This is a genomic window from Streptomyces cinereoruber (genome assembly GCF_009299385.1).
In the GTDB taxonomy this organism is placed as follows: Bacteria; Actinomycetota; Actinomycetes; order Streptomycetales; family Streptomycetaceae; genus Streptomyces; species Streptomyces bikiniensis.
In genome coordinates this window covers 2,372,671-2,395,507 of the sequence record NZ_CP023693.1, presented here as the reverse complement: position 1 = coordinate 2,395,507, position 22,837 = coordinate 2,372,671, and the positions used below count along the sequence as shown (strand labels likewise).

22 protein-coding genes and 1 riboswitch are annotated in these 22,837 nt (G+C 74.2%); of the genes, 7 read left to right on the top strand and 15 right to left on the bottom strand.

What is annotated here, in order from left to right:
- Nucleotides 1-318: 318 nt before the first annotated feature.
- The 4 genes from CP977_RS10615 to CP977_RS10600 form a co-directional block, all read right to left on the bottom strand.
- Nucleotides 319-795, bottom strand: coding sequence for a DoxX family protein (locus CP977_RS10615; protein WP_062757114.1), 477 nt, complete (start codon nt 793-795; stop codon nt 319-321).
- A gap of 322 nt (nt 796-1,117) precedes the next feature.
- A complete protein-coding gene (locus CP977_RS10610) occupies nt 1,118-1,768 on the bottom strand; it encodes an HNH endonuclease family protein (protein WP_152369980.1) in 651 nt (216 codons plus the stop codon).
- 506 nt (nt 1,769-2,274) lie between these two features.
- Complete coding sequence (locus CP977_RS10605) at nt 2,275-2,946, bottom strand: HAD-IA family hydrolase (protein WP_062756050.1); 672 nt, start codon at nt 2,944-2,946, stop codon at nt 2,275-2,277.
- Nucleotides 2,947-3,219: 273 nt separating this feature from the next.
- Nucleotides 3,220-4,233 carry a peptidoglycan-binding domain-containing protein gene (locus CP977_RS10600; protein WP_063915179.1) on the bottom strand — a complete coding sequence of 338 codons (1,014 nt, stop codon included), beginning with the start codon at nt 4,231-4,233 and terminating at the stop codon, nt 3,220-3,222.
- Between the two features lie 171 nt (nt 4,234-4,404).
- On the opposite strand from CP977_RS10600, the gene CP977_RS10595 reads away from it, so the two are divergent.
- Nucleotides 4,405-6,465 carry an MDR family MFS transporter gene (locus CP977_RS10595; RefSeq protein ID WP_062756056.1) on the top strand — a complete coding sequence of 687 codons (2,061 nt, stop codon included), beginning with the start codon at nt 4,405-4,407 and terminating at the stop codon, nt 6,463-6,465.
- Between the two features lie 66 nt (nt 6,466-6,531).
- Here the strand turns inward: CP977_RS10595 and CP977_RS10590 are convergent, their stop codons facing one another.
- Nucleotides 6,532-7,035: a GNAT family N-acetyltransferase gene (locus CP977_RS10590; RefSeq protein WP_109185847.1), complete on the bottom strand. Its 504-nt coding sequence runs from the start codon at nt 7,033-7,035 to the stop codon at nt 6,532-6,534.
- 43 nt (nt 7,036-7,078) lie between these two features.
- Nucleotides 7,079-7,405 carry an antibiotic biosynthesis monooxygenase family protein gene (locus CP977_RS10585; protein ID WP_030208427.1) on the bottom strand — a complete coding sequence of 109 codons (327 nt, stop codon included), beginning with the start codon at nt 7,403-7,405 and terminating at the stop codon, nt 7,079-7,081.
- 12 nt (nt 7,406-7,417) lie between these two features.
- Here CP977_RS10585 and CP977_RS10580 point away from each other — a divergent pair, with 12 nt between their 5' ends.
- Nucleotides 7,418-8,551 carry a serpin family protein gene (locus tag CP977_RS10580; RefSeq protein ID WP_109185846.1) on the top strand — a complete coding sequence of 378 codons (1,134 nt, stop codon included), beginning with the start codon at nt 7,418-7,420 and terminating at the stop codon, nt 8,549-8,551.
- Here the strand turns inward: CP977_RS10580 and CP977_RS10575 are convergent.
- From CP977_RS10575 to CP977_RS10540, 8 genes are all read right to left on the bottom strand, one after another.
- Entirely contained in the window at nt 8,548-9,216 is a 669-nt protein-coding gene (locus CP977_RS10575) for an O-methyltransferase (RefSeq protein WP_062756062.1), read from the bottom strand. The two genes, CP977_RS10580 and CP977_RS10575, sit on opposite strands and share 4 nt — an antisense overlap.
- Entirely contained in the window at nt 9,213-10,322 is a 1,110-nt protein-coding gene (locus CP977_RS10570) for a DUF2330 domain-containing protein (RefSeq protein ID WP_152369979.1), read from the bottom strand. Before CP977_RS10570 ends, CP977_RS10575 begins: the two co-directional genes overlap by 4 nt.
- Before the next feature lie 126 nt (nt 10,323-10,448).
- Nucleotides 10,449-10,850, bottom strand: coding sequence for an aggregation-promoting factor C-terminal-like domain-containing protein (locus tag CP977_RS10565; protein ID WP_030208416.1), 402 nt, complete (start codon nt 10,848-10,850; stop codon nt 10,449-10,451).
- Nucleotides 10,851-11,157: 307 nt separating this feature from the next.
- Nucleotides 11,158-11,994, bottom strand: a complete 837-nt coding sequence (locus CP977_RS10560) for an ECF transporter S component (RefSeq protein WP_152369978.1) — start codon at nt 11,992-11,994, stop codon at nt 11,158-11,160.
- Complete coding sequence (locus CP977_RS10555; protein WP_152369977.1) at nt 11,991-13,769, bottom strand: ABC transporter ATP-binding protein; 1,779 nt, start codon at nt 13,767-13,769, stop codon at nt 11,991-11,993. Before CP977_RS10555 ends, CP977_RS10560 begins: the two co-directional genes overlap by 4 nt.
- Nucleotides 13,766-15,010, bottom strand: a complete 1,245-nt coding sequence (locus CP977_RS10550; RefSeq protein ID WP_229991672.1) for an energy-coupling factor transporter transmembrane component T — start codon at nt 15,008-15,010, stop codon at nt 13,766-13,768. The genes CP977_RS10555 and CP977_RS10550 overlap by 4 nt, the downstream gene beginning before the upstream one ends.
- Nucleotides 15,007-15,699 carry an SCO2322 family protein gene (locus CP977_RS10545; protein ID WP_152369976.1) on the bottom strand — a complete coding sequence of 231 codons (693 nt, stop codon included), beginning with the start codon at nt 15,697-15,699 and terminating at the stop codon, nt 15,007-15,009. The genes CP977_RS10550 and CP977_RS10545 overlap by 4 nt, the downstream gene beginning before the upstream one ends.
- Nucleotides 15,696-16,949, bottom strand: coding sequence for an SCO2321 family membrane protein (locus CP977_RS10540; RefSeq protein ID WP_062756075.1), 1,254 nt, complete (start codon nt 16,947-16,949; stop codon nt 15,696-15,698). The genes CP977_RS10545 and CP977_RS10540 overlap by 4 nt, the downstream gene beginning before the upstream one ends.
- A gap of 91 nt (nt 16,950-17,040) precedes the next feature.
- Nucleotides 17,041-17,114: riboswitch (cobalamin riboswitch) on the bottom strand.
- A gap of 199 nt (nt 17,115-17,313) precedes the next feature.
- Here CP977_RS10540 and CP977_RS10535 point away from each other — a divergent pair.
- Nucleotides 17,314-17,853: a hypothetical protein gene (locus CP977_RS10535; RefSeq protein ID WP_152369975.1), complete on the top strand. Its 540-nt coding sequence runs from the start codon at nt 17,314-17,316 to the stop codon at nt 17,851-17,853.
- Nucleotides 17,854-17,891: 38 nt separating this feature from the next.
- On the opposite strand, the gene CP977_RS10530 is transcribed toward CP977_RS10535, so the two are convergent.
- Nucleotides 17,892-18,533: a TetR family transcriptional regulator gene (locus CP977_RS10530; protein ID WP_062756080.1), complete on the bottom strand. Its 642-nt coding sequence runs from the start codon at nt 18,531-18,533 to the stop codon at nt 17,892-17,894.
- Nucleotides 18,534-18,783: 250 nt separating this feature from the next.
- Here CP977_RS10530 and CP977_RS10525 point away from each other — a divergent pair, with 250 nt between their 5' ends.
- The 4 genes from CP977_RS10525 to CP977_RS10510 all read left to right on the top strand — a co-directional run bounded on the left by CP977_RS10525 (nt 18,784) and on the right by CP977_RS10510 (nt 22,771).
- Nucleotides 18,784-20,151: a glycosyltransferase family 4 protein gene (locus tag CP977_RS10525; protein ID WP_062756082.1), complete on the top strand. Its 1,368-nt coding sequence runs from the start codon at nt 18,784-18,786 to the stop codon at nt 20,149-20,151.
- A 100-nt stretch (nt 20,152-20,251) separates the two neighbouring features.
- Nucleotides 20,252-20,986, top strand: coding sequence for a class I SAM-dependent methyltransferase (locus tag CP977_RS10520; RefSeq protein WP_062756084.1), 735 nt, complete (start codon nt 20,252-20,254; stop codon nt 20,984-20,986).
- Nucleotides 20,983-22,074, top strand: a complete 1,092-nt coding sequence (locus CP977_RS10515) for a glucosidase family protein (RefSeq protein ID WP_062756086.1) — start codon at nt 20,983-20,985, stop codon at nt 22,072-22,074. The genes CP977_RS10520 and CP977_RS10515 overlap by 4 nt, the downstream gene beginning before the upstream one ends.
- A 151-nt stretch (nt 22,075-22,225) precedes the next feature.
- Nucleotides 22,226-22,771 (top strand): hypothetical protein, encoded by a 546-nt coding sequence (locus CP977_RS10510; RefSeq protein WP_062757115.1) that lies wholly within the window; start codon nt 22,226-22,228, stop codon nt 22,769-22,771.
- Nucleotides 22,772-22,837: the final 66 nt, after the last annotated feature.

The window sequence follows — 22,837 nt, the reverse complement described above, 5'->3', positions numbered from 1 at the left end:
GCAGAGCGGGTGCCGGACGGGTGCCGGTGGCTCAAGCGGATGTCCGGCGCCGCCGTCCCGCGCGCGACCGGAGCGGTGTCGGTGTTCGGACGTGCGGGAAACTGAAGGGAATCGTCCGTTCTAAGGTCCGTACCTAACATGCGCCGCGCACGGGAAAAGGCCGGTATCCGCGCTGTGGATACCGGCCCCGTCCGGTAGGGCGCCGGGAGGTGTAAGTCTCCCGGTCCTGTGCGTCTTTCGGTCCCGAGGCCGGGGGTACGGCCCGGGGGCGGGGTGCGGGCCGCGGCCGGGTCGTGGCCGCGGCCCGGAAACCCGGGGTCAGGCCGTGACCGGCGTGCCCTGCTCCTCGCGCTCCCCGTGCTCCGCGGCCTTCCCCTCGCGCGCCGTCGCGTCGGCGCCGTCGCGGGTCCCGGTTCCGAAGAGCCGGTCCAGGGCCAGCGCGCCCGGGCCGGTGAAGACGAGCAGCAGGAAGACCCAGCAGAACAGGGCCGAGAGCTCGCCGCCGTTCTGCAGCGGGAAGAGGCCCTCGGGCTGGTGGACCTTGAAGTACGCGTACGCCATCGAGCCCGAGGCGAGGAAGGCGGCGCTGCGCGTGCCGAGGCCCAGCAGGACCAGGCCGCCCGCGACGAGCTGGATCACCGCCGCGTACCAGCCGGGCCAGGTGCCCATGTCGACCGTGCCGCCGCCCTTGGACCCGCCGAGGACGCCGAAGAGCGAGGCGGCGCCGTGGCAGGCGAAGAGGAGGCCGGCGACTATGCGGAAGAGACCGAGCGCGTACGGCTGGGCCTGGTCCAGGCGGGCCGTGAGGCCGGCCGCTCCCTCGGCGCCGGCGCCGGCGCCCTTGTTCGCGCCCGCGCCCTTGCCCGTGTCGGCGGCCGTGACGGCCGGCTCGTCGGACGTGCCGGGATTGCCGGGATTGCTGGTCTTGCTCATGCGTGGGGACTCCTTCGGTCTGGCCTCGTCCGTCGGCGAACGAGGTGGGGGACGGAACCGATGAGTCCGTAGGTTAGGGTTGCCTCACTAGTACTTGCAAGTTCAACATCGAGCCGCCGGGAAGTGTGTGGTCGTGTTCACTTCCCGGCGATCCCGCTGTGACGTTTCTTCAGGTGCCGTGCCGTCAGCAGCCGTTGAGGACGGACTGGAGGGCGCTCTTCTCGGCGGAGTCGACGCTGAGCTTCCAGTGGTACTTCACGTGCACCCAGGCCCTGACGTACGTGCAGCGGTAGGCCGTGCGCGAGGGCATCCACTTCGCCGGGTCGAGGTCGCCCTTGGCCTGGTTGACGTTGTCCGTGACGGCTATGAGCTGCGGCCGGGTCAGGTCGTTGGCGAAGGACTGGCGCTGGGCGGTGGTCCAGGAGTTGGCGCCGGAGCGCCAGGCCTCGGCGAGCGGGACCATGTGGTCGATGTCGACGTCGGAGGCGGCGGTCCAGGTGGCGCCGTCGTACTCGGAGTACCAACTGCCGCTGGTGGCGGCACAGCTGGAGTCCGTGACGACGTTCTTGCCGTCCCGCTTGAGGACGGTCTCGCGCGTGTTGCAGGCGCCGGACTGGGTGATCCAGTGCGGGAAGAGGTCCCGGCTGTAACCCGAGGTGGAACCTTCCGCCTTCACCGTGAGGGCGGCCAGGTAGGTGCGCGCGGTCGCGGCGCTGACCGGGGTGGGCATGGTGGCCTGGGCGGCCGGCGCGGTGGCGAGGAGGCCGGTGACGGTGAGGGCCGCAGAGGTGGTGAGCACGGCGAGTCGACGCGCGTAGACATTGCGGACGGGCATGTGAACTCCCTTGATGCGGGGGGAACTCGGCGGGTGCCGTCCCCGTGGGGCGCCGGGCGGTGGCCCGGTCATCGTGGCGGCGCCAGGTTTCCGTACGGGGTGCGCCAGGTAACAGCGTGACGACATGGGCACGTCACATCAAGGGGTGTGCGTTTTCTGGCGGAGCGTCAGATTCCGCTCGGCGGCCGGGGGTTGCCGGGGCGGAACGCCCGGTGGTGCGGGGCGCGGCGTGCGCGGGGGTGGTGAGCCGGGGGCGCGTACGCGGGTCCGGGCCGGCGATGTGTCCGGGCTGCCGGTGTGTACGGGCTGCCGACGCGTCCGGGCCGGCGACGCGTCCGGGCCGGCGACGCGTCCGGGCCGGCGATGCGTCCGGGCGTCCGGGCATCGGCGGGTGCGGTGGCGGGCCGGCGCGATGGGTGGCAGGCGTGGGCGTCCCGGAACGCGTTCGCGCGCGGCCGGAGGGTCCGGCCGCGCGCGAGCGGGGGCTGTGGGTGGGGGAGGGGGCGTTACGGAGCGGTGGCCGTCAGCGTGATCGTGCCGTCCGGCGCCGCCTCGACCCGCAGGTGGGTCAGGTCGGGCACGTACGCGTCGGGCGCGAAGGCCGCCGCGCGCGGGCCCACGCCCACGACGCGCATGCCGGCCGCGCGGCCCGCCTGGATGCCGGCCTCGGAGTCCTCGAAGACCACGCAGTCCGCCGGGGCGAAGCCCAGCGCCGCCGCGCCCTTCAGGAAGCCCTCCGGGTCCGGCTTGCTGGCCCCGACGCACTCGGCCGTGATCCGGGTCTCCGGCACGCGCAGCTCCGCCGCGCCCATGCGCGCCTGGGCGAGGGCCTCGTCCGCCGAGGTCACCAGAGCGTGCGGCAGGCCCGCGATCGCGGCCATGAAGGCGGGGGCGCCGGGGACGGGCACGACCCCGTCGAGGTCGGCGGTCTCCTCGGCGAGCATGACCCGGTTGTCGGCGTGGTTCTGCTCCATCGGGCGGTCCGGGAGGAGTACGGCCATCGTCGCGTACCCCTGGCGGCCGTGGACCACCTGGAGCACGGCGTCCCCGTCCAGTCCCTGCCGCTCGGCCCAGCGGCGCCAGCAGCGCTCGACGACGGCGTCCGAGTTGACGAGGGTGCCGTCCATGTCGAGGAGGAGGGCGCGGGCGGTGAGCGTTGCCGGGGTGGTGGCGTGCATCGGGTCTCCAGAGGGGGCGGCGCTCTCCGGAGGGGTGGGGGGAGGGCGCGGAGAACAAGGCGGACCCGCCCACCGGTCAGGGAGTGCGGGCGGGGCCACTTTGTTTTTCAACGATACAAAACCGGGGGCGGTCTTGGCCAACCGGCCCGTTCCGTGTCCGCATCCTGGACTTGGACTCCGACCCGGACCCGGACCCGGACCCGGACCCCGACCCGGACCCGGACCTGGCACGGCGCCGGCCCGAGGCCGGACCGGGACCGAGGCCGCCGCCCGTCAGATCCCCGGCTGCTCCCGCTCCAGCACCTCGCGCGTGCTCGGCCCGTACACGCCCATCGGATCGCCCTGGATCGACCGCCAGCGCTGGAACTCGCGCACGGCCTCCCGGACCTTGTTGCCGTAGCGGCCGTCGACGGGGCCGAAGTAGACCCAGGCGGCCCGCAGCCGCCACTGGAGGTCCTCCACCTCGGGCCCCCGGTCGCCGTAGCTGAGGGTGACGGCCTCCCGCTCGGGCTCCTCCGTCTCCTCCGGGCCCCGCGAGGGCGTCGCGCTCGTCGCCGACGGCGCGGTCGTCGGGGACGCCGAGGTCGTGACGGAGGGAGGGGCGGCCGAACCGCTCGACGCGCCGGGACTCGCCGTCGCGCCGGAGGCCGAGGCGGAGGGGGAGGCCGAGGCGGAGGGGGACGCGGAGGGCGACGCGGACGTCCGTCGCGGTGCCGGGGACGACGACGTCGGCCCGGGGCTCCCCGAGGAGGGGGACGGCTCCTCCGAGACGGCCGGGTTCAGGGACGCGCTCGTCGTCACCTCGGGCACGGCCGCCCGGTCGTCCGGCCGGTCCGCGCCGCCGAGGGCGGTCGCCGCCAGGGCCGCCGTCCCCGCCACCGCGACGGCCGCCGCCGCGATCGCGGCTCCGCGCCTGCGGCCCCGGGGCCGGCCCCCGCCGGGCGGGGGCGGCACCTCGCCGACCCCGCGCAGCAGCAGCGGCATCGTCTCGGAGGGGTCGCCCCCGGTGCCGTACGGGTACTCCTCCGGGCGGACCGCCGCCGGCCGGGCGGTCGGCGGATCCGCGTCGGCGCCCCCCGCGCCGTGCGCGCCCGCACCGTACGTACCCGCCCCCGTCCCGTACGCGTAGGACCCCGCTCCGTGGGCCCCCGCCTCCTTCGGCGCGTCCAGCGTCACGTACGGACGGATCCGCAGCGGATCGAAGTCCTCGGCCGCCGCCAGTTCCGCCCGGGCGCAGGCGCAGCCAGGTCTGTGTACACCGCATTCAGGACAGACGTGTCCGGTCATGATGGGTCCCCTCCCCGATACAACTGCGAGCGATTATGCAGCCCACCCCCTTCCAGTGGGGGAACAGACGTGCCCCTCCGCAGGCCATAACCGGACATTCGGATCAGGATGGAGAGGCTGCCCGAGGAGAAGAGCCGCCCGACAGGCCCCCGACCCGCCGAGGAGACGCCCATGGCCCAGGACCTACGCCCGTCCCCGCCCGGCGGCGCCCCCGCGCCCGGGGACGGGCAGCGCCACAGCACCGTCCTCGTCGCGATCGGCGCGCTGCTGCTCGGCATGCTGCTCGCCGCGCTCGACCAGACCATCGTCTCCACCGCCCTGCCGACCATCGTCAGCGAGCTCGGCGGCATGGAACACCTCTCCTGGGTGGTCACCGCCTACATGCTGGCGTCCACCGCCGCCACCCCCCTCTGGGGCAAGCTCGGCGACCAGTACGGGCGCAAGAAGCTCTTCCAGGCCGCCATCGTCATCTTCCTCATCGGCTCCGCCCTCTGCGGCATCGCCCAGAACATGCCGCAGCTCATCGGCTTCCGCGCCCTCCAGGGCCTCGGCGGCGGCGGGCTCATGGTCCTGTCCATGGCGATCGTCGGCGACCTCGTGCCACCCCGGGAGCGCGGCAAGTACCAGGGTCTCTTCGGTGCCGTCTTCGGCGCCACCAGCGTCCTCGGCCCCCTCCTCGGCGGCCTCTTCACCGAGCACCTCACCTGGCGCTGGGTCTTCTACATCAACCTGCCGATCGGGATCGTCGCCCTCTTCGTGATCGCCGCCGTCCTCCACATCCCGGTCCGCTCCACGAAGCACACCATCGACTACCTCGGCACCTTCCTCATCGCCTCGGTCGCCACCTGCCTGGTCCTCGTCGCCTCCCTCGGCGGCACCACCTGGGCCTGGGGATCGCCGCAGATCATCGGCCTCGCCGTGCTCGGGGCCGTCCTCCTCGTCTGGTTCGTGTACGTCGAGGGGCGGGCGGCCGAGCCCGTGCTGCCGCTCAAGCTGTTCCGGAGCCGGACCTTCACCCTCGTCTCGGTCATCAGCTTCGTCGTCGGCTTCGCGATGTTCGGCGCGATGACCTACCTGCCGACCTTCCTCCAGGTGGTGCAGGGCGTCACCCCGACCATGTCCGGCGTCCACATGCTGCCCATGGTCCTCGGCCTGCTGCTCACCTCCACCGCCTCCGGCCAGATCGTCAGCCGCACCGGCCGCTGGAAGGTCTTCCCCATCGCCGGCACCGCCCTCACCGCGATCGGCCTGCTCCTCCTCCACCGCCTGACGGAGACCAGCTCCACCTGGGAGATGAGCGCGTACTTCTTCGTCTTCGGCGCCGGACTCGGCCTGGTCATGCAGGTCCTCGTCCTCGTCGTGCAGAACGCCGTCTCCTACGAGGACCTGGGCGTCGCCACCTCCGGGGCCACCTTCTTCCGCTCCATCGGCGCGTCCTTCGGCGTCGCCGTCTTCGGCACGATCTTCACCAACCGGCTCACCTCCGAGCTGGAGGACGTCTTCGCCGCCGCGGGCCCCGGTCTCCCGCCCGGCGTCGGCCCCGGGGAGGTCGCCGCCGACCCGCGCGCCGTCGCCCAGCTCCCGCCCGAGCTGCGCCCCTCCGTGCTCCACGCGTACTCCACGTCCATCACCGACGTCTTCCTGTACGCGTCGCCCGTCGTCCTCGTCGCCTTCGTCGTCGCCTGGTTCCTCAAGGAGGACCGGCTCCGCACCTCGGTCACCGCGCCCGACACCACGCAGACCCTCGCCTCCAACCCGGTCGAGCGCTCCTCGTACGACGAGTGCGCCCGCGCCCTGTCCGTCCTCGGCTCCCGCGAGGGGCGCAAGGCGGTCTACGTGAAGATCACCGAGCGCGCCGGGCTCGACCTGCTGCCCGCCGCGAGCTGGCTGCTGCTGCGCATCCGCCGGCACGGCACCGTGGAGCCCGCCCGGCTCGCCGAGAGCACCCCCGTACCGCTGCGGGCGATCACGGAGGCCTCCCGGCAGGTGGAGGAACGGCGCCTGGTCACCCGCGAGGGCCTCCAGCTGATCCTCACCGAGGAGGGCGTACGGGTCTCCACCCTGCTCGCCAAGGCGCGGGAGGACTCGCTCGCCGAACTCCTCGGCGACTGGTGGGGACCCGAACGGCCCACCGACCTGGTGAAACTCGTGGAGGAGCTGACGGCCGAACTGAGCGGCTCGGACGCGGAACGCCCCCGCACGTCGGAACCGCCCCGCGACCACCACGCGTGAGGACGCGCGTACGCGCCGCGCCGCCCCCTCCCCGCACGCCTTCCCCATCACAGCCGGCCGGGGCCTTCACGCCGTCGCGGCCGGAAACAGCTCCTTGCCGTACCAGATCTCCATGTACGGGCCGGTGCAGTACGCCGGTATCTCCGCGTACCCGTGCCGCACGTACAGGCTCCGCGCCTCGATCAGGTCCAGGCGCGTGTTGAGGACCGTCCGGCGGGCGCCGAGCGCGCGGGCCGCGTCCTCCAGTTCCGCCAGGAGGGCCCCGGCGCCGCCCCGGCCCCGGAACGCGGGCCGCAGATAGACCCGGGTCAGCTCGGCCCGGTCCTCCCCGAGGAGGAGCACCCCGCCGCACCCGGCCGGCTCGCCCCCGAACCGGGCGACCCGGAAGTCCCCGGTCGGCGGGGCGAGCAGCTCGGCCCCGTCGTCCGCCAGCCCCTCGTCGATCTCGGCCGCCGTCGCGGGCCGCTTCCAGTACCGGCTCGCGACCTCGTCGTAGTAGTCGCGGCGCAGGGCGGTGGCGTCCGGGGTGTCGACGCGCTCGGGAGAGAAGATCCAGGTCACGCGCGCCATTGTGGGACGCGCGCGACCGTCGGCGCAGCCGGGTTTTCCGGACTCAGCCCTTGGGGGCCGCCTGCTGGACGACCTCGAACGACCACAGGGTGGACCCGGAAGCGGCGGGCTTCGGCCGCTCGCCCCCGCCCTCGCCGCCACCCTGGTGGGCGGCCCGCATGGAACCGTTCATCCAGTTCTGGAAGTCCTCCTCGCTGCGCCAGCGGGTGTACACCAGATACTGGTCGGTGCCCTCCAGGGGCCGCAGCAGCTCGAACCACTCGAACCCGTCGGACCCCTCCACGGCCCCGGCCCGCGAGGCGAACCGCTGCTCCAGCACCTCGCGCTGCTCGGCCGGCACGGTCAGGACGTTGATCTTCACGATGCTCATGAGGGGAAGGATATGACCCGCACTCCTCCCGCCCTCCCGGCGGACACGGTACGGACCCTGGCCGCGCGCTGGCTGCCCCGGCTCGGGGACGGGGACTTCGTCGTCTCGCCGGTCGGGCTGTGGCTGGCGCTCGGGGCCGTCGCGGCCGGGGCGCGCGGGCGGACCGCCGGGGAGCTGTACGAGCTGCTCGGGATCGAGGGGGAGGCGGCCGCCGGGGCCGTGACCGGGGTCGGGCGGCGGCTCGCCGGAGCGGACGGGATCGCGGTGGCCACCGGGGTGTGGGCCCGGGTGCCGGTCCGCGAGGAGTACCGGCGGGGGCTGCCCGGCGTGCGGTTCGGGGAGTTGGGCGCGGGCGCCCAGGACGCGCTCGACGCGTGGGTGCGGGAGGCCACCGGCGGGCGGATCGACCGGCTGCCGCTCGACCTCGACGGCTCCGAGGAGCTCGTCCTGCTCAACGCCCTCGCCCTGAAGGCCTCCTGGGCGATCGCCTTCCCCCGGCACCTCACCCGCGACGAACCCTTCACCGACGGACACGGCGACACCCGGCCCGTACCGACCATGCGGCGGCGGATCCCCGCCGCGTCGGTCCGGTACGTCGACGGGACCACCGTCGTGGAGCTGCCCTGCGCGGGGGAGGGGGCCGCCCTGGTGCGGTTCGTGCTCGGCGCGGAAGGGGCCGGGCCGGGCGAGGTGCTGCCCGCCGCCTGGGCCGGGCCCGGGGACCGCAAGCGGCTCGCCGCCGACGCGGCCGAGCTCCTGCTGCCGCGCTTCACCCTCCGTACGAGGACCGGGGCGCACCCGCACCTGACGGCGCTCGGCCTCGACCTGGCCCTGCGCCCCGGGGCCGACTTCTCCGGCCTCTCCGGGGACCCCCTCTTCATCGAGGACGTGGTGCAGGAGGCGGTGGTCGAGGTCGCCGAGGAGGGCGTCGAGGCGGCGGCCGTCACCCAGGTCAGGATGGCCCGCAGCGGGGCCGTGCCCCGGCCGGGGACGGTGGAGCGGATCGCCTTCGACCGGCCCTTCGGCGTCGTCGTCCTCGACGCCGAAGGGGAACTGCCGCTCTTCGCCGGATGGCGGTCGAGCGCGCCGCCGGACGCCCAGCCTCTCGGTGTCCGGCCGCTCGACGCCCGGCCGCCCGGTGCCTAGTCGACCACGCGCGCGACCAGCAGCCCGTCGTAGCCCTTCGTGCCGACCGTCTGGAACGCGGTCGCGTCCAGGCGCGGTTCGCGGGCGACCAGGTCGAACATCTCGCGGGTGCCGGTGACCGCCGGGTCGTCCGGGTGCTCGGTGGCGACCTTGCCGCCCCGCACCACGTTGTCGACCACGATCACCGTGCCCGGCCGGGAGAGCTTCAGGGCCCACTCCACATAGCGCGGGTTGTTGACCTTGTCCGCGTCGACGAAGACCAGGTCGAACGGGCCCGCGCCCTCCGCCTCCAGCTTCGGCAGGCTGTCCAGGGCCGCGCCCGTGCGGACCTCCACGACCTCGTCCAGCCCGGCGCGGGCGATGTTGGAGCGGGCGACGTCGGCGTGGGCCGGGTCGTACTCCAGGGTGATCAGGCGCCCGTCGGAGGGCAGCGCGCGGGCCAGCCAGATCGTGCTGTAGCCGCCGAGGGTGCCGATCTCCAGGATGTTCCGCGCTCCCTGCACCCGGGCGAGGAGGTGGAGCAGCTTGCCCTGGTTGGGGGCGACGGCGATCTCCGGCAGGCCGGCCGCCGTCGAGGCGGTGAGCGCGGCGGACAGCGCCTCGTCGCCCGGGGCGAGCAGTTCGGTGAAGTAGCGGTCGACGTCCGTCCATTGAGGATTGGTCATGCGGCCGAACGTACACCCGCGACGGGGGCCCGGCGGCGGCGCGACGCCCGGACGGCCAGGATCACCGCGACCGCCGTGAGCAGCAGCGCGCCGCCCACCGTCAGGAGCCAGGCGGGGATCCCGGCGACGGTCAGCAACCGGTCGGTGTACACCACTTCGCGGTACGGGGTGTCGGCGACCCGCTCCAGGTGGTGGTCGCCGTCGATCCGCTCCGGGTTCGGGAACTTCTGCTCCAGGACGGTCAGGTGCACCGGCCGGTCGCCCGCGAGCGCGGCCACCGCGCCCTCCGGCCGCTCGATCCGCCCCGCGAAGGTCACCTCGGGCCGGTCGCCGCCGATGGCGGAGCGGGGCTCCATCCGGTGGTCGGCCAGGACGGCCAGGCCGAGGGTCTGCGGGGTCTTCGCGAGCCGCGACAGCCGCATCGGGTAGACCAGCTCGGGCGAGGCGAAGGCGATTCGCAGCGGGGTCAGCTCGCCCCGCAGGACGGCGCCCTCCTCCTCGGGCGCGAGGCGGACCGCGACGTACTCCCACTTCCGCTCGACGTACGGCCGGAGCGCGCCGGTGAGCCGTTCGGGCAGGTCGAAGCCGTTCGTACGGAGCCAGTCGCCGAGTGCGTCCGGGTCGGTGGCGGTCAGCCGGGCCACGTCGAAGGGCCCGAGACGCTCGCGGCCCACGACACCGACGCCGGTACCCGCGCCGGGCATCGCCCCGGCCCCGTCCCCGTAACCGGTGTCGAACGGCCAGTCGTCCTCGCGCGGCCAGAAGTGGAAGCGGTCGCGCCGCTCGGGCGCGGTGAGCCGGTCGATCTGGTCGAACAGCTCCGGGTCGCCGAGGGAGACGTCGGCCCGGCTCGGCACCGGCATGATCCAGGCCGCCCGCTCGGCGTCCCCGTGCACGCGGAAGCGCATCACGATCGTCTCGGTGCGCCCGTCCCAGCGGACGGCCGACTCCTCGCGGTCCACGCCGATCCGCCGCGACGCGTCCGGGACCATCGCGCCGCAGCCGCAGGCGTACGCCGGTGCGACGAGCGAGCCGGCCTGGAGCGCGAGCAGCGCGACGAGGGCCGTCAGGAATCTTCTGATCAGAATGTCGTATGTCCCCCGCATGGCAGCTCAGACGTACGGCGGGAAGATCCGGTTCCGCGCGGCGGGGGCCCGGGGAACGCCGCAGGCCCCGCCCCTCCGTGAGGAGGGCGGGGCCTTGCGTGTGCGCGCTGTGCGGTGGCGGGACTCTTAGTACCAGCCGTTGGCCTGCCAGAACGCCCAGGCGGCGTTCGGGGAGCCGTAGCGCTCGTTCATGTAGTTGAGACCCCACTTGATCTGGGTGGCGGGGTTCGTCTTCCAGTCGGAGCCGGCCGAGGACATCTTCGAGGCCGGGAGGGCCTGGACCAGGCCGTAGGCGCCGCTGGAGGAGTTGGTGGCCTTGTGGTTCCAGCCGGACTCGTGGGCCACGATCTTGCTGAAGGACGCGTACTGCGAGGCGGGAACGATCTGTCGCGCGACATCCTGCGGGCTGGCGGCCGAGGCCGAGCCCGTCGTGCCGAGCACCGCACCCGACGCACCCAGCAGCACGGCTGCGGAGGCGGCGAAGGTCTTCTTGCGGGCGGCGACACGAGTGGTGAGCGAGCGGATCAAGGTTTCTACCTAACTTCGGGGACAGAGGCCGCGCCGGGCGTTTTCGGCAAGCCGGAACCAGAGCCCGGGGGACCCGGGGACTGGGGGAACCGGTCTGCCTGAGGCGCTGCGGTGAGCACCGGCTGCCTGGCGACGTCCACCAGAGAAGCAGGGCCGGAACGCCGACGCAACGACCCCCTGTACGAGGAAGCTTCGGACCCGTGAGGAACGTCCCGGGGGTGGGGTGAGTCCCGTTTCCGCAGGTTATGGAGGTTTGAGTGGGGCTTTGGGTGGTTCCGCACGTCTACTATTCCGGTTCGTACGTGACCTAGGTCCTGTGGGGCGCCTCACTCGCAGCGGCCTTTTCCGGGCCCTCGAATGTGACCTGGGCCTCGAAGTTCGCCCGCTTCGTCGCCCGCCGCAGCGCCCGCAGGAGCGTGCCGCCGACCGTGAGCGTGAGGACCACCGTGAGCACGGCCCGGCCCAGGTCCCAGCCGAGGGAGGTGGCGGTGACGTACGCCAGGAAGCGGGCCAGGTTCTCGTGCAGCGGGGCGCCCGGCTGGAAGGAGATCCCGCTGCTCAGGCCCTGGAGCAGGACCCAGCCCTGGAGGTTCATGACGGTGCCGTACGCGAACGCCGCCGCGAAGCCGTACGCGGAGAGCATCAGGAGCTCGGCCCGGCCCCGGAGCGTCCGCTGCCCCGGCAGCAGCCCGGCCCCCATCGTGAACCAGCCCATCGACAGCATCTGGAACGGCATCCAGGGGCCCACACCGCCCGTGAGCAGCGCGGACGCGAACATCGTCACCGCGCCGAGGACGAAGCCGAAGCCCGGGCCCAGGACCCGGCCGCTCAGCACCATCAGGAAGAACATCGGCTCCAGGCCGGCCGTCCCCGCGCCCAGCGGGCGCAGCGCCGCGCCCACGGCGGCGAGCACCCCCAGCATCGCGACCGCCTTCGCGTCCATGCCGGAGTCCGCGATCGTCGCCACCACGACGGCGACGAGCAGCGGCAGCAGGGCGGCGAACAGCCACGGGGCGTCACCGGCGTGCGACGTCACCGCCGAGTCGGCGTCCGCGAAGAGGGGCCAGCAGAAGGCGCCGATCCCGATCAGGGAGACGAGGACGAGGGCGGCGACCGAGCGGGGGCCGAGGCGGAGGGCGCTCACCGCGCCTCCTCCAGGGCCCGCTCCACCTGCTCGACCGTGAGCCACGGCTGCGGGGCCAGGATCTTGGCCACCTGCGGCGAGAACGCGGGCGAGGAGACCACGACCTCGGCCGTCGGGCCGTCCGCGACCACCTCGCCGTCCGCGACGATCACCACCCGGCGGGCCAGCTCGGCCGCCAGCTCCACGTCGTGCGTGGCGAGCACGATCGCGTGCCCGTCCTCCGCGAGGGCGCGCAGGTGCTCGACCAGGCGGGCCTTGGCCGCGTAGTCCAGGCCCCGGGTCGGCTCGTCCAGGAGGAGCAGTGGGGGGCGGCCGGTCAGGACGACGGCCAGGGCGAGGGCGAGGCGCTGCCCCTCGGAGAGGTCCCGGGGGTGCGTGTCGTCCGCGACGCCCGGCAGCAGCTCGGACACCAGGGCCCGGCAGGTGCCGTCCGCCGCGTCCGCGTCCGCGTCGGCCGCCGCGCACTCGGCGGCGACGGTGTCCGCGTACAACAGGTCCCTCGGCTCCTGCGGCACCAGGCCGACCTGCCGGATCAGCTCGCGCGGGTCGGTGGCGTGCGGGGCCCGGCCCGCGATCCGGACGGTGCCGGAGGTGGGGGCGATCATGCCGACGAGCGCGGCCAGCAGGGTCGACTTCCCGGCACCGTTCCGTCCCATGAGGGCGACGGTCTCGCCGGGGTCGACGCGGAGGTCGATCTTGCGGAGGGCCTCTACGCGGGCGCGGCGGACGTGGAGGGAGGTGGTGAGGACGAGGGGGGTGGTGGGGGGTGTGTCGGTGTGTTGCGGTCGGCGTCGGCTGCGCGGGAAGAGGGAGAATCCCCCACCCCTCCCCTTCCCGAAACCGGGGGCGTCGGCCTTGGTGTGCGTATTCAGCCCGTCCGGCGTTTGAGGACCGGGGTCCGGGGCGGAGCCCCGGTTTCGGGAAGGGGAGGGGAGGGGGAGAGGCCCCGCAGGGATCCCCGCAGAAACCATGGGCTCCAGGCGCTCCTTCAGGCCCCCCGCCCTCCGCCTCGCGTCCCGCACCGTCAGCGGCAGCGGGGTCCAGCCCGCCAGGCGGCCCAGGGTGACCACCGGGGGGTGGATCGGGGAGACGGACATGACGGCGGACGGGGGGCCCATGACAGCGTCCGGGAGGAGGAGGACCTGGTCCGCGTACTGGACGACGCGTTCGAGGCGGTGTTCCGCGAGGAGGACCGTCGTGCCGAGGTCGTGGACCAGGCGCTGGAGGACCGCGAGGACGTCCTCCGCCGCCGACGGGTCGAGCGCGGAGGTCGGCTCGTCGAGGACGAGGACCTTGGGGTGCGGGGTGAGGACGGAGCCGATCGCGACCCGCTGGCGCTGCCCGCCGGAGAGCGTCGCGATCGGCCGGTCGCGGAGTTCGGCGAGCCCGAGGAGGTCCAGGGTCTCCTCGACCCGGCGCCGCATGACGCCGGGCGCGAGCCCCAGGGACTCCATCCCGTACGCGAGCTCGTCCTCGACCGTGTCGGTGACGAAGTGGGCCGACGGGTCCTGCCCCACCGTGCCCACCACGTCCGCCAGCTCGCGCGGCGGATGCGTGCGGGTGTCCCGGCCGTCGACCGTCACCCGGCCGGTCAGCGTGCCGCCCGTGAAGTGGGGGACCAGGCCCGACACCGCGCCGAGCAGGGTCGACTTGCCCACGCCCGAGGGGCCCACCAGGAGGACCAGTTCGCCCTCCGGGACGGTGAGGTCGAGGTTCCGGAGCGTCGGCTCGGCGTCCTCCTCGTACCTCACCGAGACGTTCTCGAAGCGGATCACGGGTTCTCCTCGGGTACGGGGGCCACGAACGCCGGCACCAGGCCCACCAGGATCGACAGCGCGGGCAGCAGCGGCAGCTCCGGGGCCGCCAGGGGGACCACCCCGGGGTGCAGCGCCTCCGGGGCGTACGCGTTCGCCCGGATCATCAGGACCGCGACCGCCACCCCGGACCCGGCCACCAGCCAGGACCGGGCGCCCCAGCGGTCGGGCCGGTACCGGGTCCGTACGGTCCGGCGCCCGCCGAGCCGGAGCCCGGCCACGGCGGCGAGCAGCCCGGCGCCGAGCAGCGGGAGCCCGTACCCCGCGCCCTCCGCCGCGAGCAGCCCGTACGAGCCGGCGCAGATGCCGAGGAGCCCGCCGAGGGTCAGGACGTTCGTGGTGCGGCGCACGGCCGCCGGGACGTGGGCCGTCCGCCCGTAGCCCCGCGCGTCCATCGACGCCGCCACCGCGACGGAGCGCTCCAGGGCCCCCTCCAGGACCGGCAGGCCGATCTGGAGGACCGCCCGGACCCCGCCCGTGGGGCGGCCCCGCAGTCGGCGGGCGGTCCGCAGCCGGACCACGTCGGCGACCATGTTCGGCGCGAAGGTCATCGCCACGACGACGGCGACCCCCGCCTCGTACAGGGCTCCCGGCAGCGACTTGAGCAGCCGCGCCGGGTTGGCGAGCGCGTTCGCGGCGCCCACGCAGATCAGCAGGGTCGCCAGTTTCGCGCCGTCGTACACCGCGAAGAGCACCTGCTCGGCCGTCACGCGGCCCCCGATCCGCACCCCCTGCGCCCAGTCGGGCAGCGGCACCTCGGGCAGGGTGAAGAGGAGGTGGGTGCCCGGGACCGGGGAGCCGAGGAACACGGAGAAGAGGACGCGGAGGGCCACCACGAACAGGCCCAGCTTCACGAACGCGCCGTACGAGCGGGCCCAGGGCGCGTCCGTGCGGCGGGCCGCGACGACGTAGCCGGCGACGCCGACGATCAGGCCGAGCAGCAGCGGATTGGTGGTCCGGGAGGCGGCGACGGCCAGACCGAGCGCCCACAACCACCACGCGCCCGCGTGCAGGGCGTTGGCCCGGGTCGCGACGGGAGCCGAGAGGGCGTCGAACGCCTTCCGGAACACGCCGCGTGCGGGGGCGGGGGTGGGGGCGGAGGCGGTACGGCCAGGAGCGCTGCGAGTGGGGGCGCTGCGGGCGTAGGCGGTACGACCGGAGGCGTCGCGACCGGAACCGTCGCGACCAGAAGCGGTGCTCATCCCCGGCGGCGGGCCTTCCAGATCGCCGCCCCGCCGAGCGCCAGGACGGCCGCCCCGCCGGCGAGCACGCCGACGGACGGACCACCACCGCCGTCGTCCTGCTTCTCCTTCGCCGCGGCGGCGGGGGAGGCCGTCGGCTCCTCGCCCACCTCCTCGCCGCAGCCCCGCGCCGGATGGCCCGCGATCCCGCACAGCATGGCCCCGCTGTCGTACCGCAGCGGCTTCGCCACGGCGGCGAGCGCCTCCGCGCCGGTCGCGTCGGGGCGGACCTGCGCGCAGCCGGTCGTGATGCGCGGGGTCGGCGGGGTCTCGCCGGGCGGCGCGTCGGCCGGGCCGCCGAAGTCGACGACGACCGCGATCCGCTTCGTGCCGTCCTTCGCCGCCACGTTCCCGCAGATCCGGGTGAAGTCCGGGGCGGCGGTGGGTTTGGCGGTGTCGTCGGCCTCCTTGCTGACCGCGAAGCGGAAGCCGACCGCGTCGCCGTCGGCGGGCCGGGCGGTCGCCGGGCCCTGCGTGGCGTACGCCCAGGGCTTGCCGCCGTCGCTCTCCCAGTACGACCAGTAGCGGTAGCCGGCGGCGTGCGCCGGGGCGGCCGCGACCCCGGCGAGGGTCAGCAGCGCCCCGGCCGCGGCGCCCGCGACCCTGGCGGTGGTCCTGGCCGTGGGGGTCCCGACGGCGGTGGCGGTCACTTCTTGCGGCCGCTCAGGAGGAAGCCGATGCCGACGCCGACGACCGTGCCGATGCCGATGATCCACCAGAGGTCGAAGCCGGAGTCCTCCTCGTCGGCGGTGGTGGAGGAGGCGGAGGTGTCGGGGCTCTTGGGCGCGGGCCCGGCGGCGTTGAGCTGCTCGACCAGGTCGACCGAGCCGAACTTGCGCGGGTCGGTCTCCGTCGCGCGGGCGGCCAGGACCAGCTGGGCGTAGGCGGCCGGGCCGCTCTCCTTCGCCCAGGCGGCGGAGTTCTTCTCCAGCCACTCCAGGGCGGGCATGGCCTCCTTGGAGGCGCCGGCGGCGGAGAGCGCGACGACGGCGTCGGCGGTGTTGCCGAAGTCGGGCTGCTCGGCGGTGTCGGTGGCGCCCGGCATCGGCGGCTGGACGAGGTGGTGGGTCGTCGCGAGGGTCTTCGCCAGGTAGGAGGCGCCGTTCAGGGCGGCCCGCTCGGGGGTCGGCTTCGACAGGTCGGTGCAGGTGGGGGCCTGTTCGGGGGAGGCCTTGGTGGCGACCATGCTCTTGCCGAGCCCGGCGAGGGCGGCGGCGGCGGTGGCGTCGGCGTTGGCGAACAGCTTCCCGGCCTTGTCCGGCTGGTACGCGAAGGCGCCGGGGCCCTCCTTGTCCGAGCAGGGCAGGGCGAAGGCGAGGAGCGCGTCGTAGGGGGTGCGGCCCTCGGCGGAGGTGAACGCGGTGGGGCGCACGCCGGTCGCGGCGAGCGCGCCGACGACGACGGAGGTCGAGTTGGCGTCGCTGGCGCCGCCCGCGCTGTAGCCCCAGCCGCCGTCCTTGTTCTGTACGGACCTCAGCCAGTCGGAGCCGGCCTTGACGGCCTGGTCGGCCTTCTGGGGGGCGGCGCTCTGGCGGCGGACGGCGGCGAGCGCCTGGACGGCGGCGGCGGTGGCGTTGGTGTCCCGCATCGTCTTCGCGTCGCAGGGCTTCGTGGCGTCCGCGCGGTAGGAGGGGAAGGCGCCGTCGTCGCACTGCTGGCCGAGGAGCCATTCCACGGCCTGGTCGGCGGGCTGGTAGCCGGTGGCGCGCTGGGCGAGGAAGGAGAGCGACTGGCGCCAGACGCCGTCGTACGTCGGGTCCTTCGTGCCGTACAGGCCGGCCGGGAGCTTCCCGGTGGAGGGGGTCGGGGAGGGGGCGGCGGAGGCCTGCCCGACTGCTCCGGTGCCGAGTACGGCGACGGCGGCGAGCGCGGTGGCGGCGGCGCGGCGGACGGTGTTCATGGGGCCCTCTCCTGCGGCCGGGCACGGCACGCCTGGGGCACCGGGCTCGGCTCCGTATTCCTCGACGGTGCCGGCGGTCACGTCCCGTCCGGGGCATTCCGACTCACCTGCCCCTCGGGGCGGCTCACGGCTGCGGGTCAGTACCGGATTTCCACCGGTTTCCCCCCGTACGGGCATGATGACGACCCGCTTACTGTACCGGCCCGTACCCGCTGTTCACGGTGGGTGTGAGCGGCCTCGCACCGGCCCGCGGAAACGGACGGACCGTCACGTCCGGCCCTGCGCGACACTCCTGCGACCGCCGCCGGACGATCACCGCCCGGTGGCGGTCGACAGGGGCGGGGGACAAGGGGTGGGGAAGAAGATGCGCAAGGGGACGGCGGTCCGGGCGGCCGTGGTGCTCGGCGTCGCGGGCTGCGGCGGGGCGGACGACGCGAGGAAGCGGGGCGGGGCGTCCGCCGCCCCCTCGGCGACGCCCCGCGCCGAGGACACCGGTCCGGTCACGAAGGCCTCGGCCCAGGCGGACATCGAGGCGTCGGCCGCGGACGCGGGGGCCCCGGCCAACGATCCGGACGTGGCGGAGATGACCGCGACCCGCTGCGATGCCTCTTACCGCGGCTACGGGACGGAGGACGAGAAGGTCGGCCTCGAACGGTACGAGGCGGTGATCGGCGAGCTGCGCGAACGCGGCTGGCAGCCGTCCTTCGAGGTGCCCGAGCGCAAGGACGAGAACGGGACGGTCCAGATCGTCCACAAGTACTTCACGAAGCGCGGCTGGACCCTGTCGGCGGAGTTCCGGGCCTTCGAGACGGGACTGATCAGCGTGAGCGCCGCCGACAAGGCCTGCACCGACGAGATCCGCTCCCGCCTCCCGTTCTCCGAGGACGGGACCGACGGGCAGTAGCCGCAACGGCGGCCCGCCGGAAGGCGACGCCGTCCCGATCAGGCCGAAGGCCCGATCAGCCGGCACACCGTCTCGATGTCGATCTTCACCTGGGCGATCGAGGACCGCCCCGACAGCCACGTGATCAGGGCCGAGTGCCAGGTGTGCTCGATCACCCGGACCGCCGACAGCCGCTCCGGCGTCGGCTGTCCGGTCCCCATCGCGTCCAGGACGATCGCGGTCGTCAGCCGCGAGACCTCGTCCACCTCGGCGCTCGCCCCCCGGTCCGCGAAGATCAGCGCCCGCACCATCGCGTCGGCCAGCTGCGGTTCCCGCTGGAGCGCCCGGAAGGCCCGCATCAGGGTCTCCGCGACCCGCTCCGCCGGGTGCGCGCCCGCCGGGGGCCGCTTGCGCAGGGTGGTGTGCAGGTGCCGGAGCTGGTCCTGCATCACCGCGACGAGCAGGTGGATCTTCGACGGGAAGTAGCGGTACAGCGTGCCCAGGGCCACGCCCGCCTCCTCGGCCACCTCCCGCATCTGCACGGCGTCGAACCCGCCCCGGGAGGCGAGCCGCGTGCTGGCGTCCAGGATGCGCCGCCGCCGTGCCTCCTGGCGCTCCGTCAGGGGTGCGGCGGTGCCGTGGCCGAGGGCGTGGTCCGCGCCGTGGCCGGTGCCGAGGTCCGCTCTGTTCTCTGCGGTCATGGGGTCCCGTTCCGTGCGGTGGGGAGCGACAGTATGGCGGCGGCGGGGCCGTGGCGTGAATCACCCGCTCCGGATCTCACCGCGGCGCTACCTGCCGGTAGATTCTGTCCTTCCCGGACGGCCGGGCGGCGACTGGGCGACGGACGGACGGCGGCCGGGAACGACCGGTCGACGGGCGAGTCTGTAACTTGTTCTAGATTAACGCCAGCGGTTACGCTCCGGCGAAACGCACGCTCGAAGGGGGCCGCGCATGACCGCCGAGGCCGTAGAGGCAGGCCCCCGACAGGGCGTCACCGACCCCGGTGACATCCCCCGAGTTCTCGGCCGTGCTCGAACAGGGGGGACCCCCACGTTGCGGATCGCTCTCCTCACGTACAAGGGGAACCCCTTCTGCGGGGGCCAGGGCGTCTACGTCCGGCACCTCTCCCGCGAGCTGGCCCGCCTCGGCCACACCGTCGAGGTCATCGGCTCCCAGCCGTACCCGACCCTCGACGAGGGCGTGCCGCTCACCGAGATCGCCAGCCTCGACCTCTACCGTTCCCCGGACCCCTTCCGGACCCCGAAGCGCGACGAGTACCGCGACTGGATCGACGCCCTGGAAGTCGCCACCATGTGGACCGGCGGCTTCCCCGAGCCGCTCACCTTCTCCCTGCGGGCCCGGCGCATGCTCGCCGCCCGCCGCGGCGACTTCGACGTCGTCCACGACAACCAGACCCTCGGGTACGGACTCCTCGGCGGCCCGCGCGCGCTCGGCGCGCCCCTGGTCACCACGATCCACCACCCCATCACCGTCGACCGGGGCCTCGAACTCGACGCCGCCGACGGCTGGAAGCGCCGCCTCTCGGTCCGCCGCTGGTACGCCTTCACCAGCATGCAGAAGCGGGTCGCCCGCCGCCTGCCGTCCGTGCTCACCGTCTCCGGCACCTCCCGCCAGGAGATCGTCGAGCACCTCGGCGTACGGGAGGACCGCATCCGGGTCGTCCACATCGGCGCCGACACCGACCTCTGGTCCCCGGACCCCTCGGTCGCCGAGGTCCCCGGCCGGATCGTCACCACCTCCAGCGCCGACGTCCCCCTCAAGGGCCTGATCCACCTGATCGAGGCGCTCGCCAAGCTCCGCACCGAGAACCCCGACGCGCACCTCGTCGTCGTCGGCAAGCGGGCCGAGGACGGCCCGGTCGCCCGGGCCATCGAGCGGTACGGCCTCGAAGGCGCCGTCGAGTTCGTCAAGGGCATCACCGACGCCGAGCTCGTCGACCTCGTCCGCTCCGCCCAGGTCTCCTGCGTGCCCTCGCTGTACGAGGGGTTCTCGCTGCCCGCCGCCGAGGCCATGGCCACCGGCACCCCGCTCGTCGCCACCACCGGCGGCGCGATCCCCGAGGTCGCGGGCCCCGACGGCGAGACCTGCCTCGCGGTGCCGCCCGGCGACGCGGGCGCCCTCGCCGCCGCCCTCGGCCGGGTCCTCGGCGACCCGGAGCTGCGCGCCCGGCTCGGCGCCGCCGGACGCGCCCGGGTCCTCGACCGCTTCACCTGGGCCCGCGCGGCCCAGGGCACGGCCGAGCTGTACCGCGAGGCGATCGCCCGCCGGGGCGCCGCCTCGCCAGGCCCCCGCCGGTGACCGGGACCGCGCACCCGCACGACCCGGAGAACCCGCACCCGCACCACTCGAACGACCCCCACCCGCACCGCCCCCGTCCCGACCGCGAAGGCAGGCCCTCGTGCTGACCGTCGACTTCACCCGCTTCCCGCTCGCCCCCGGCGACCGCGTGCTCGATCTGGGCTGCGGTGCGGGCCGGCACGCCTTCGAGTGCTACCGGCGCGGCGCCCGGGTCGTGGCCCTCGACCAGAACGCCGAGGAGATCCGCGAGGTCGCCAAGTGGTTCGCGGCCATGGAGGAGGCCGGGGAGGCCCCCGCCGGCGCGACCGCCACCGCGATGGAGGGCGACGCCCTCAACCTGCCCTTCCCCGACGAGTCCTTCGACGTCGTCATCATCTCCGAGGTCATGGAGCACATCCCGGACGACAAGGGCGTCCTCGCCGAGATGGTCCGCGTCCTCAAGCCGGGCGGCCGGATCGCCGTCACCGTCCCCCGCTACGGCCCCGAGAAGGTCTGCTGGGCGCTCTCCGACGCGTACCACGAGGTCGAGGGCGGCCACATCCGCATCTACAAGGCCGACGAACTCCTCGGCAAGGTCCGGCAGGCCGGCCTCAAGCCGTACGGCACCCACCACGCGCACGCGCTGCACTCGCCGTACTGGTGGCTCAAGTGCGCCTTCGGCGTCGACAACGACAAGGCCCTGCCGGTCCGCGCGTACCACAAGCTCCTGGTCTGGGACATCATGAAGAAGCCCGCCCTGACCCGGGTCGCCGAGCAGCTGCTCAACCCGGTCGTCGGCAAGAGCTTCGTGGTGTACGCGACCAAGCCGCACCTCCCGAAGGCCGATGCCGCGTGACGAGTCCCGAGCGGATCGCGGAACACCTGGTCCTGCCCGGCGTCCTCACCGCCGAGCAGGCCGCCGAGACCGTCGCCGGGATACTCGCCGTCCAGCGCGAGGACGGCGCGATCCCCTGGTTCCGCGGCCACCACCTCGACCCCTGGGACCACACCGAGGCCGCCATGGCCCTGGACGCGGCCGGCGAGCACGCCGCCGCCGCCCGTGCCTACGCGTGGCTCGCCCGGCACCAGAACGGCGACGGCTCCTGGTACGCCGCCTACCACGACGGCGACGCGGAGCGGGTCACCGACCGGAGCCGGGAGACCAACTTCACCGCGTACATAGCGGTCGGCGTCTGGCACCACTACCTCGCCACCGGCGACGACGCCTTCCTCGACCGGATGTGGCCCGTCGTCTACGCCGCCGTCGAGTTCGTCCTCGGGCTCCAGCAGCCCGGCGGCCAGATCGGCTGGAAGCGCGAGCCGTCCGGCGAGCCCGTCGCCGACGCCCTCCTCACCGGCAGCTCCTCGATCCACCAGGCCCTGCGCTGCGCCCTCGCCGTCGCCGAGGCCCGCGAGGAGCCGCAGCCGGACTGGGAGCTGGCGGCCGGGGCCCTCGGCCACGCGATCCGCCGCCACCCCGAGCGCTTCCTCGACAAGTCCCGCTACTCGATGGACTGGTACTACCCGGTCCTCGGCGGCGCGGTCACCGGCGAGGAGGCGAAGGCCCGGATCGACGCGTCCTGGGACGCGTTCGTCGTGCCCGGCCTCGGCGTGCGCTGCGTGGTCCCCAACCCGTGGGTCACCGGCGGCGAGAGCTGCGAACTCGCCCTCGCCCTCTGGGCGGTGGGCGAGTCCGACCGGGCCCTGACGATCCTCCAGGACATCCAGCACCTGCGGGCCGCGAACGGCATGTACTGGACGGGGTACGTCTTCGAGGGCGCCACGGAGGCCGACAAGGCGATGTGGCCCGAGGAGCAGACGAGCTGGACCGCCGGGTCCCTGCTGCTCGCGGTGGCCGCGCTCGGCGGCGAGGAGGCCACGGTCGCCGTCTTCGGCGGCGAACGCCTTCCGACCGGCCTCGAACCGGACTGCTGCGGGGCCTGAGCCCGACGACGGGGATACCCGTACGGAGTCGCCCCGGTGGCGCCCGTACGGGCCCGGGGCGAGGCTGGCGCCACAGCCCCCAGGAGGTCCCGCCGTGCCCGGAACCCTTACGCCCCGCACCCCTTCGCCCCGGCCCCTCTCGCGCAAAGCCCTGTCGCGCGGAGCCGTCGCGCTGCCGCTGTGCTGCGCCCTGCTCCTGACCACCGCCGCCTGCGGCGGCGACGACGGCGCGGGCGCGAGCGCCTCCGTGAACCCGTCGGCGTCCCCGGCCCCTTCGGGCAGCGCCGAGCGGCAGAAGCTGGCCAAGACCCGGTTCGTGGCCAACGCCGGTCTGGCCGCGGGCGCCACGTACCAGTGGATCGTGAAGCCGTACCGCGCGGGCACGTTCAAGAAGGGCGCGGACGGGCGCACCTTCGCCCTGGTGAAGGCCGGTCTCGCGGGCGCGTTCGCCTACAACCGGCTCAAGGCGGCGGCGGAGAACGCCAAGGGCGACCCGCTCCTCTCCAAGGCGGTCGCGCCGCTCACCGCCGGGATCGACTCGCTCAAGGACCTCGGCACCAAGTTCCGCAAGGGCGAGGTGGGCGAGGGGGACGTCGGCGCCTTCGAGAGCGTGATCAACAGCGTCAAGGAGGCGGGCAGGAGCGCGGGCGCGGAGGTCAAGGACCAGGTCCCCAGCACGTCCCAGCTCGGGGGCTGAGCCCCGGGAACGGCGAACGGCCCCCGACCGGATGCTCGATCCGCTCGGGGGCCGTTCGCGAGCCGT